We start from the raw sequence: 9168 nt of genomic DNA on the forward strand, positions 1-9168 counted from the left end.
GCCGGTGCGCGCGGCCCCGATGTCGAGGAGGGACCCACCGGGGACCCGTACGGGGGCTCCCCAGGCCGCCGGGCGGCCGTCGACGGTGACCGGGCAGGGCGCGCCCGTGACGGCGACGGTGACCGTCGAGCGGGGGCGTACGGAGCAGCCGTTGAGGGTGGTTTCCAGGACGGCGGCGTCGGGAGAGTTGCCTACCAAACGTTTGGCCAGCGCCGCCGCGGGAGCATCGAGCGCCCCCGAGCGCGGCACCCCCAGGTGGGCGTGCCCGGGGCGGCCCAGGTCCTGGACGGTGGTCAGGGCGCCGGCGCGCACCACCACGAGGGCACGGTCCGTCACGGCGCCCCCAGCGGGATGAAGCGGACACGGGTACCCGGTGTCAGCAGAGCGGCCGGCACGCGCGCGTGGTCCCACAGGATCGTGTCCGTCGTACCGATGAGCCGCCAGCCGCCGGGGGAGGAGCGCGGGTACACCCCGGTGTACGGGCCGGCCAGGGCGACCGAACCCGCCGGGACGGCCGTGCGCGGCGTCGCCCGGCGCGGCACCTCGCGGGGCAGCCCGGTCAGATAGCCGAAGCCGGGCGCGAAACCGCAGAAGGCCACCCGGAACTCGGCCGCCGCGTGGATACGCACCACCTCGGCCTCGTCGACACCCCAGTGGGCGGCGACGTCCGGCAGATCGGGGCCGTCGTACCGTACGGGGATCTGGACGGCGTCCTCCGCGCGCGGGGGCACGGGCGGCACCTCCCAGGTGGCGAGGCGCCCGGCGAGGCGGGACGGGTCGTCGAGGCCGTCCAGGAGGACCGTACGGGCCGCGGGGACGATCTCGGCCGCGGAGAGGTCGCCCGTCGCCCGGCGGCGCAGCAACTCGGCGTGCAGGGCCTCGGCCTCCTCGCCCGTGTCCACCTCGATCAGCAGCGCGTGGTCGCCGACCGGCAGCGCCCTCATGCGAACGCCGCCACGCGCACGCCCGACGCCGTCAGCTCGGCCCGTACCCGCCGGGCCAGGTCCACCGCGCCCGGTGTGTCGCCGTGCAGACACAGGGAGCGGGCCCGGACGGGGATGCGCTCGCCGGAGCGGGCGGTGACCGTGCCGGTACGGGCCAGGTCCACGGACCGCTCGACCACGGCGTCGGCATCCGTGATCACGGCACCGTCCTGGCCGCGCGGCACCAGGGTGCCCTGGTCGGTGTACGCGCGGTCCGCGAACGCCTCGGTGACGGCGGGCAGTCCGGCCCGCTCGGCGACCTTGAGGAACCGAGACCCCGGCAGGCCGAGGACGGGCAGCGTGGCGTCGGCGAGGACCACCCCGTCGACCACCGCCGCCGCCTGTTCCTCGTCGTGCACGACACGGTTGTAGAGCGCGCCGTGCGGCTTCACGTACGACACGCGCGTGCCGGCCGCGCGCGCGAAGACCTCCAGAGCACCGATCTGGTACGCCACCTCGGCCGCCAGTTCGGTGGGCGGCACGTCCATCGCGCGCCGCCCGAACCCCGCCAGATCGCGGTACGAGACCTGGGCACCGATCCGTACGCCGCGCTCGGCCGCCAGCTCGCACACCCGCCGCATGGTGGCCGCGTCGCCGGCGTGGAAGCCGCAGGCCACGTTGGCGCTGGTGACGACGGACAGCAACTGCTCGTCGTCGGTCAGCCGCCAGCGGCCGAAGCCCTCGCCGAGGTCGGCGTTGAGATCGATGGAGATCATGGTGTCCATTCTGGTGGTCGGTTGCTCTTGGTCAGGCCACGCGGTACTGCTCGTCGCGGGCGTCGGTCAGGAACATCTGGCCCGGTGCGTGGGTGATCGCGAACGGCGGGCGCGAGGCCATCACCGCGGCCTGCGGTGTGACCCCGCAGGCCCAGAACACCGGGATGTCGTCCGGCTCGGCGGCCACCGGGTCGCCGAAGTCCGGGCGGGACAGGTCCGCGATGCCGAGGCCCGCCGGCTCGCCGCAGTGCACCGGGCCGCCGTGCACCGCCGGGAGCAGACTGCTCTCCCGGATCGCGGCGGCCAGACGCTCGGGTGGCACCGGGCGCATCGACACCACCATGGGGCCGCTCACCCGCCCGGCGGGGCGGCACTGACGTTCGGTCACGTACATGGAGACGTTGCGGCCCTGCTCGATGTGGCGCAGCGGAACGCCCGCCTCGGTGAGCGCCCACTCGAAGGTGAAGCTGCATCCGATGAGGAACGACACCAGGTCGTCCCGCCAGACGTCGACCACGTCCGTGGGCTCGGCCACCAACTCGCCGTGCTCCCACACCCGGTACCGGGGGATGTCGGTGCGCAGATCCGCGCCTTCTGCCAGCGGAGTCGTCCAGGAACCGGCGTCCGTCACGTCGAGCACCGGACACGGCTTGGGGTTGCGCTGGCAGAACAGCAGCATGTCGTACGCCCAGTCCGCGGGCACCGAGATCAGGTTGGCCTGGGTGTGCCCGGCGGCGACCCCGGCGGTCGGGCCCGCCATGCCCGAACGGAACCGGGCGCGGGCCTTGTCGGGGGTCCACGCGTGCGCGTGCGGCTCGACGAGGGTGAAGGGACGGTCCTGGGCGGTGGTGCCGGGAGTCCCGGGGCGGTTCTGGGTGGCGGTGCCGGCGGTCACGGGGCGGTCGTCGGTGGTGGTGTGGTTCACACGAGTTCCTTTCCGCGTGTCTCCGGAAGCCCGAGGAGGGCGAGGGCGGCCAGACCGTAGCCGATCGCGCCGAACACCAGTGCGCCGCCCACGCCCCAACTGTCCGCCAGGAAGCCGACCGTCGTCGGGAAGACGGCGCCCACCGCGCGCCCGGTGTTGTACGTGAAGCCCTGCCCGGTGCCGCGCACGGCCGACGGGTACAGCTCGCTGAGGAAGGAGCCGAAGCCGCTGAAGATCGCCGACATACAGAACCCGAGGGGGAAACCGAGCACCAGGAGAAGGGTGTTGGCCCCGCTCGGGATGTTCGCGTACGCCAGGATGCACACCGCCGAGAGGACCGCGAACAGCCAGATGTTCCTCCTGCGGCCCAGCCGGTCGGTGAGATAACCGCCGGTCAGATAGCCGATGAAGGCACCGGAGATCAGGAACGTGAGGTAGCCGCCCGTGTTGACGACGGACAGGCCCCGCTCGGTCTTGAGGTACGTCGGCACCCAGGTCGCCAGTGTGTAGTAGCCGCCCTGGACGCCGGTGGAGAGCAGCACCGCGAACAGTGTGGTGCGCAGCAGACCGGGAGCGGCGGCCGTGCCGGGCCGGAAGATCACGGCGAACGAGCCCTTCTCGGCGCTCTTCTCGCGCGCGGCGGCGGCCTCCGGCGCGTCCTTGACCGAGCGTCGCACCCAGACGACGAGCAGCGCGGGCAGAGCGCCGGTCCAGAACATGATCCGCCAGGCGAGGTCGTCGTCCACGAGGGAGAACACCACCGTGTAGACGATCGCGGCCAGCGCCCAGCCGACCGCCCACGAGCTCTGGATGGCGCCGAGCGTGCGCCCCCGGTGCTTGGCGCTCGCGTACTCGGCGACCAGGATCGCGCCGACCGCCCACTCACCGCCGAAGCCCAGTCCCTGGAGGGCCCGGAAAACCAGCAGCGTCTCGTAGTTGGGTGCGAAACCGCAGGCCACCGTGAACACCGCGTACGTGGCCACGGTGATCATCAGCGCCTTGACCCGCCCGATCCGGTCCGCGAGGACCCCCGCGGCGGCGCCGCCGATCGCCGAGACGACCAGCGTGACCGTGGTGAACAGCCCGGTCTGACCGTTGTCCAGGCCGAAGTAGGCCGCCAGCGCGACCATGCTCAGCGGGAGCGTGAAGTAGTCGTACGAGTCGAGGGCGTAGCCGCCGAACGCGCCGGCGAAGGCGCGACGGCCCTGCGGACCGAGCGCGCGCAACCAGCCGAACGCGCCGCCGTCGGACGGCGGTTCACCGGTGGCGGGGTGGGTTTCGGTGGTGGTCGGAGCCTGAGGGGGAGGGGTCGTGCTCATGGGCACCTCGCAATGAGGGACGGAGGGTGCTTCAGGAGTGAGCCGTGCGGGCGGGGTCGGTGTCGGGGCGGCCCGCGCCGACCGCCGGAGTCGATGGCGCCGAGGACAGGGCGGAGCAGCAGGCGCAGAAAGGGGTGGAGCAGTCGACGCCTGCCCAGCAAGGTAGAGGATCGTTGAACGATCCCTCAATACCCATGTTGTTTCGTTCTTGTGTCTGCGGTTGAATTCCGGGCATGGCCGCCGAACTGACGGAACTTGCCGACGACCGGGCCCTGCTGGGCCGCACCAGCACCGCGGAGCGGGTTTCGGACATCCTCCGGAGCCGGATCGCCGAGGGCTTCTTCCCGCCCGGCGCGCGACTGTCCGAGGACAGCATCGGCGGCGCCCTCGGTGTCTCCCGCAATACCCTTCGCGAGGCGTTCCGCCTGCTCACCCATGAACGGCTCCTCGTCCACGAGCTCAACCGCGGCGTCTTCGTGCGCGTGCTCACCGTCGAGGACGTCGAGGACATCTACCGCACCCGCCGCCTCGTCGAGTGCGCCGTCGTACGCGGCCTCGGCGATCCGCCGTACGACGTCGACGGCCTCGCCGCGGCCGTCGCGGACGGGCGACGACTGGCCCGCGAGAAGGACTGGAAAGGCGTCTCCACCGCCAACATCCACTTCCACCGCGAACTCGTCGCCCTGGCCGGCAGCGCCCGCACCGACGAACTGATGCGCAGCGTCTTCGCCGAACTCCGACTGGCCTTCCACGTCGTGGACAATCCGCGCAAACTGTACGAGCCGTATCTGGCGCGAAATCTACAGATCCTCCAGACCCTGCAGAGGGGCGAGCGGGAGGAGGCCGAGCGGCTGCTGGCGGCGTACCTGAACGATTCGCTGAAGGGGTTGGTGGAGGTGTACGGGCGCCGGGTGGCCGACGGGGCAGCGCCCCGTTGAGGGCGCCGCCCCACAAGGGGCGCGGGGAACTGCGCGCAAGCGGGGAACCGCACGCCCGGCCACCAACGGCCTGCGCCCGAAGACGGACCGGTGGTTCCCCGGCTCTCCCGGCGGAGCGTTCCCGTTTGGGCCGATGTCAGACCCAGCACCTAATCTGTGCACCGTGACTTCACCCGCATCCACGGACAGCGTTCCGCCCCAGCTCAGCGCGGGGCCGCGCCCCGCGCTGGGCCCGGCCGCCGACGAGGGACTGGCGCGGCGGCTGCGCGCGCTCGCCTGCACCGCGCCGCTGCACGACCTGGACGCGCGCAAGGCGAACCTCGCGGGGGAGTACTCGGTGTACGGCATGGCCGAGGTCGCCCTCGCCGCCATCGACCTGGTCACACTGAACATGGACTTCGACACGGGCGCCGACCACGACCAGGTCGTCGCCCGGCTCATCCCGCGCATCGCCGCCCAGGCGCCGCAGCGGCCTGTCGAGGAGCACGAGCGGGTGGCCCGCTGGGTCCTGGAGAACCTGATCAACGTCGGCAGCGTCGACCGCGGCTTCCGGGCCGTGTACGGCACGTTCGCGCCCGACGGCACGTATGTGCGCCGCGACTACGACTTCAAGCTGATCGAGGAGGTCCCCGGATACGGGGGCGGGGTCTACCTCCGTACGACCGACGAGGCCGTCAACGTCCTGGTGGGTGCCCTCGACACCGATGTCACCAGCGCCCAGATCGCCGCCGAGGTCAAGCTGGAGGTGCTGATCAGCCGGGGCCGGCTCGCCGACGCCCAGCTCGCCGCCGAGCAGGCGCGCTACCGCACCGTGCAGTACTCGGAGACGCTGCGGAAGGCCCTGGACGCCACACGGCGCAACGTTCGCGCGGTGGACTGGCTCCAGGCCGTGCCCGACATGATCGTCGAGGCACTCGACCATGTCGCCGACCGCTACCGCCACGAGAACGCGATCCTCACGAACATCCGCAAGGCCCGCGACGAGTCCGAGGACCCCGAGCAGAAGCGGCGTGCCGCCGAGCTGGTCGACATAGTCAAGGACTGCATCCGGCGGCACACGCAGCTGCAGTCCCGGCTGCTGGAGGCCGGTCCGCTGTTCCGCGCGGAGCAGGACCGGCAGGCCTTCGCCACGCCGATGACGACGTCGGGGATAGATCTCTACGGGCATCTGATCGCCCCCTTGCTGCCGTTGCCCGTGGAGCAGGCGCGCAAGGTGACCGACGCGTTCTTTTCTCGCGGGACCGGGTTGCGTACGCCGGTATCGGTGAGAGTGGGGGACCTTGTCGATCTCTTGTTCACGCCGCCGATGGAGCGGGAGCATCTCGGTGCGGAGATGCCGGAGCCCGACCTGATCGCCACACCGGACGACAGCCGGTTCAGCGAGGAGCAGTTGGCCGCGGCCATGGAGTTGCTGGATCTGCCCGCGGACGCGCCCCGGCGGCTGTCGGGGTTGTTGGCGGAGGCACGGCAGTCGGATCCCGAACTGCCGTATCTGGTCGCCCTGTTGGCTGTGCATGCGGCCAGTCCGCCGGTCGGTACGGCATATCGGCAGGGAGAGGAGAAGCTGCTGTTCGCCGTGGACGACGGGACGGAGCTGGACGACCCGGAGTTCGGTGGCGCGGATCTGATTGTGGGCACGGCGCTGTTGGACGCGGTGGGGATGGCAGCGGACCGTACGGAGGCAGCGTGAGAGCCCCGTCGAGGTTTCGGTTGTGGGGCGGCTGCGGGTTTCTCGTGGCTGGTCGCGCAGTTCCCCCCGCCCCTGAAGAGGCGGCTGCCCTCGCCCTCTGCTACCAGATCAAGGAGTTGTTGTCGTGAGCGAGCATGTCGAGTGGAGTGAGCCGGAGGCCCCCGGTGCGCCGGTGAGTGCTGCCGTGACTCCTGCCGACGCCGCCGATGCCGCTCGGCTCGTCGCCTTCGGGCTTCAGCCCAAGCTTCAGCCCGCTCGTGATCAGGAGTACGGGGAGCTGCTGCGCCGGTATCGGGAGGACCCGGCGTTCGCTCGGCTCGCCGATGCTGTCGCCACCGGGCTCGGGCTCGTCGTGCTGGAGGTGTCGCCGCGGGCCGGGATGGCGGTGACGGCGGCCGAGGACTCCGTGTTCGCCGTGCGTATGGGGGACTACGCGCGGCGGACCTCGGCGGATTCAGTGGACCGGTTTCTGCATGGGCTGGCGCATCTTGCCGTTGCCGCTATGGCGTTTCCGCGGCCCGAGGATCTCGCGGACGACGGGTACATCGGACGGGTGTCGGTGAACGGGGTCGACGCCTTCGTACGGCAGGCCTGTCGGCGGCTGGAGGAGCGGGCCGAGGAGCAGGGGGAGAACACGGACCCCGCCAGTGACGCCCCCGGGCTGGAGGCGGCCTGGCGGATCTGGGCGAGACGCAGTTCCACCGGAGCCACCAAGGACGCGCGCCGTCTGGCGGGGTCGACCACCGGCATCGTCGGCAAGGCGGTGGCCTTCCTCACCGACTCGGGGTTCCTGCAGCGCACGGGGGACGACAACGGCGGTACGTACCGCACGACCGCCCGCTATCAGCTCCAGGTGCGGGACATGGCGGGCAGCGCCGCGATGGCCGAGCTGCTGGAACTGGGCATCGTGCCGGTCACCGACGGCACCGCCACGCTGCTGCCCGCCGAGGACACCGACGACCTGGAGCTGGTGGCCGATGCCGGGTTGCCCTTCCATTCCTGACCGGCCGCACCGGCCGTACCAGCCAGACCGGCCGTACCAGCCAGACCGGCCGTGTCAGTAGGACCGGCCACACCGGTCACTGACACCGGCCACTGACACCGGCCACGCCGGTCAGTCAGCCGGCACCGGCCGGCTTTACGGCCCCACCGCACGAACCACCGTTACGACCGCGAAAGTCCGCCGCCATGTACGAGCTGTCCCGGGTCCGTCTCTACTCCATCGGGCCGGCCGGTGCGCGTTACGCCGACACCGTGCTGGACCTGCGGGGTGTGGGCGAGCCCGTGCCCGACCCCGCGCCGCAGCAGGCGGAGTTCTTCGAGGAGGAGCCCGTCGGGCCGCCGCGCCGGCCCGCGCCCGCCGGTGTGCTCTTCCTGGAGAACGGCGGCGGGAAGTCGGTCCTGCTCAAGCTGATCTTCTCGGTCATGCTGCCGGGCCACCGGAACACGCTGGGCGGCGCCAGCTCGGGTGTGCTGCGGAAGTTCCTGCTCGCGGACGACTGCGGACATGTCGCGCTGGAGTGGCAGCACACGCTGACCGGTGAGTGCGTCGTCGTCGGCAAGGTGAGCGAATGGCGCGGGCGGCAGGTCTCCAACGACCCGAGGAAGTTCGCCGAGGCCTGGTACTCCTTCCGGCCCGGGCCGGGGCTGAGCCTCGACAACCTTCCCGTCGCCGAGTCCACCGCCGTACGGCCGCCGGTCGAGGGCGCGTCCGGCGCGCAGGGGCGGCGGCGGACCATGAAGGGGTTCCGGGACGCCATCACCGAGGCCGGGAAGGCGTATCCGCACCTCGAAGTGCACTGGGAAGAGATCCACGACCGCTGGAACGAGCATCTGACGGATCTCGGTCTCGACCCCGAACTCTTCCGCTACCAGCGGGAGATGAACGCCGACGAGGGTGAGGCCGCCGGGCTCTTCGCGGTGAAGAAGGACTCCGACTTCACCGATCTGCTGCTGCGGGCCGTCACCGACACCCGTGACACCGACGGGCTCGCGGATCTCGTCAGTGGCTTCGGCAACAAGCTGGGGCGGCGGGCCGAGCTGATCGCCGAGCGGGACTTCACCGCCGGGTCGGTGGATCTGCTCGGGCGGATCGTCGAGGCCGCCGAGGGGCGGGCGCGGGCGCGGGACATCCACGCCGGCGCCGAGCGGAGGACCCGCACCCTGGCCCGGCGGCTCTCCGCGCGGGCCGCGCAGGAGCGGGTGCGGGGCACCGACCTCGCCCAGCGGGTCACCGCCGCCGCGTACGCGGTCACGCATGCCGAGGGCGCCCGTGAGCGCAGCGCGCTGATCGCGGCCGAACTCGCCTACCGGCACGCCTCCTTGGCGCTGGCCGCCGCCGAGAAGTCGGCCGCCGCGCAGAAGCGGGAGCTGGCCGACGCGCGCACGCTGCACTCCGCCTGGCAGGCCGCCGAGGCGGTGCTCCGGCACCGGGCCGCCGCCGACCGGGTCGCCCGCGTGGCCGCCGCGATCCAGGAGGCCGAACGGGACGCCGCCCCGGCGCTCGCCGCGCGCGCCAAGGCCGCCGTCGACCTCGTACGCGCCCTGCAGGCCGCCGCCGAGAGCGCCGAGAACCTCGCGAACGAGGGGGAGGAGCG

Annotated in this window: 8 protein-coding genes and 1 pseudogene; 4 read left to right on the top strand and 5 right to left on the bottom strand. The window is 72.1% G+C overall.

The features are described from left to right. The 5 genes from STRIP9103_RS10555 to STRIP9103_RS10575 form a co-directional block, all read right to left on the bottom strand. On the bottom strand, window positions 1-336 hold a 336-nt coding region (locus tag STRIP9103_RS10555; protein ID WP_048820051.1), incomplete at its 3' end, for an allophanate hydrolase. Continuing rightward, the gene (locus tag STRIP9103_RS10560; protein ID WP_009307396.1) at window positions 333-944 is read right to left on the bottom strand and encodes a 5-oxoprolinase subunit B family protein; all 612 of its coding nucleotides are present in this window, start codon (window positions 942-944) and stop codon (window positions 333-335) included. The genes STRIP9103_RS10560 and STRIP9103_RS10555, both read right to left, overlap by 4 nt. Next, the gene (locus STRIP9103_RS10565; RefSeq protein ID WP_009307395.1) at window positions 941-1699 is read right to left on the bottom strand and encodes a LamB/YcsF family protein; all 759 of its coding nucleotides are present in this window, start codon (window positions 1697-1699) and stop codon (window positions 941-943) included. Before STRIP9103_RS10565 ends, STRIP9103_RS10560 begins: the two co-directional genes overlap by 4 nt. Window positions 1700-1730: 31 nt before the next feature. Then, window positions 1731-2624, bottom strand: coding sequence for a putative hydro-lyase (locus tag STRIP9103_RS10570; protein WP_009307403.1), 894 nt, complete (start codon window positions 2622-2624; stop codon window positions 1731-1733). Beyond that, window positions 2621-3943 carry an MFS transporter gene (locus STRIP9103_RS10575; protein WP_009307398.1) on the bottom strand — a complete coding sequence of 441 codons (1323 nt, stop codon included), beginning with the start codon at window positions 3941-3943 and terminating at the stop codon, window positions 2621-2623. The genes STRIP9103_RS10570 and STRIP9103_RS10575 overlap by 4 nt, the downstream gene beginning before the upstream one ends. Before the next feature lie 233 nt (window positions 3944-4176). On the opposite strand from STRIP9103_RS10575, the gene STRIP9103_RS10580 reads away from it, so the two are divergent. From STRIP9103_RS10580 to STRIP9103_RS10595, 4 genes and pseudogenes are all read left to right on the top strand, one after another. Next, complete coding sequence (locus STRIP9103_RS10580; protein WP_009307401.1) at window positions 4177-4881, top strand: GntR family transcriptional regulator; 705 nt, start codon at window positions 4177-4179, stop codon at window positions 4879-4881. A gap of 163 nt (window positions 4882-5044) precedes the next feature. Next, window positions 5045-6571 carry a hypothetical protein gene (locus STRIP9103_RS10585; protein WP_009307397.1) on the top strand — a complete coding sequence of 509 codons (1527 nt, stop codon included), beginning with the start codon at window positions 5045-5047 and terminating at the stop codon, window positions 6569-6571. 124 nt (window positions 6572-6695) lie between these two features. Further along, complete coding sequence (locus STRIP9103_RS10590) at window positions 6696-7574, top strand: hypothetical protein (protein WP_009307399.1); 879 nt, start codon at window positions 6696-6698, stop codon at window positions 7572-7574. 185 nt (window positions 7575-7759) lie between these two features. After that, a pseudogene (locus STRIP9103_RS10595) lies at window positions 7760-9168 on the top strand (hypothetical protein); the annotation flags it as partial.

The organism is Streptomyces ipomoeae 91-03, from assembly GCF_000317595.1.
GTDB classification, from domain to species: Bacteria; Actinomycetota; Actinomycetes; order Streptomycetales; family Streptomycetaceae; genus Streptomyces; species Streptomyces ipomoeae.